Source organism: Streptomyces palmae (assembly GCF_004684805.1).
GTDB classification, from domain to species: domain Bacteria; phylum Actinomycetota; class Actinomycetes; order Streptomycetales; family Streptomycetaceae; genus Streptomyces; species Streptomyces palmae.
The window spans coordinates 1-1026 of the sequence record NZ_SRID01000730.1 but is presented as its reverse complement, the minus strand read 5'-3'; the positions used below and the strand labels follow the sequence as shown (position 1 = coordinate 1026).

Annotated in this window: 1 protein-coding gene; it reads right to left on the bottom strand. The window is 71.4% G+C overall.

The features are described from left to right. Positions 1–74 precede the first annotated feature (74 nt). Complete coding sequence (locus E4099_RS32355) at positions 75–908, bottom strand: NAD(P)H-binding protein (protein WP_135342640.1); 834 nt, start codon at positions 906–908, stop codon at positions 75–77. Positions 909–1026 lie beyond the last annotated feature (118 nt).

Below are 1026 nucleotides of genomic sequence, written 5' to 3'. Positions count from 1 at the left end.
GCGTGCATCCGTCCGATTCTACTCGTCACCGGGTACGGGCCGGGCGGGCCCGGGGGCCGCCCGGTGCGGGTGGTTCAGCGGAAGGCGGCGACGTTCTCCGAAACCCACTGGGCGAAGGTCCTCCCCGGGGAGCCGGTCACCCGGGACACCGTGTCGCGTACCGTCAGTAGTTCCTCGTTGACGTCCCCGCCCGTCACGTCCAGCACCGCGTCCGCGGTCTCCTCCCCCATGACGACGGCCATCCGCCGGTGGGCCTCCTCCCGGCTGATCTCCACGATCGGCACCTCCCGTCCCAGGGCCGCGGCGATGGCCTCCACCTGCTGCCGGGCGCTCAGCCGTTCCGGACCGGTCAGCGCGTGGGTGCGCCCGTGGTGGCCGGGCTCGGTCAGCGCCACCCGCGCCACCGACGCGATGTCCGCGGGGTGGATGGTGGGCAGCCCGGTGTCCGCGTAGGGCAGGCGCACCGCCTGGCGCTCGCGGATGGAGGCCGCCCACCACAGGGTGTTCGAGGCGAACTGCGTCGGCTGGAGGATCGTCCAGGCCATACCGCTGTCCTTCAGCGACTGCTCGACCGCCTGGTTCTCGGCCGCGGGGCCCAGCCGCGGATGTGTCCGGACGGTGATGGAGGAGACGAGCACCACGTGCTCCACACCGGCCTCGCGGGCCAGCTCCAGGATGTCGGCGTCCGCTCCCAGACGCGACACCAGGAACAGTGAACGCACACCGCGCAGCGCGGACTTCAGGGATGCCGGCTGGGCGAGGTCACCCGCGTGCGGCTCGACCCCTTCCGGGAAGGTGGCCCGCGCGGGGTCGCGGGTGAGTCCGCGCAGGGGCTCCGTGGCGTGCTGGTGCAGTTCCTTGAGCAGAGCGCTGCCGATGTTGCCGGTGGCTCCCGTCACCAGAATCATGACGTTTTCCCTCCTGTCGTCGGGTGATGGACTGGGGAAGACGCTAGGACTTCAACTTGAGTTGAGGTCAAGGGGTGGGAGGGGTGATCGCGCTGGGGAGCGGCGTGGGGTGCGGGGG

What these genes read in the sequence shown, in the direction of transcription:
- E4099_RS32355 (WP_135342640.1), bottom strand. Translation starts at nt 908, where the DNA reads ATGATTCTGGTGACGGGAGCCACCGGCAACATCGGCAGCGCTCTGCTC.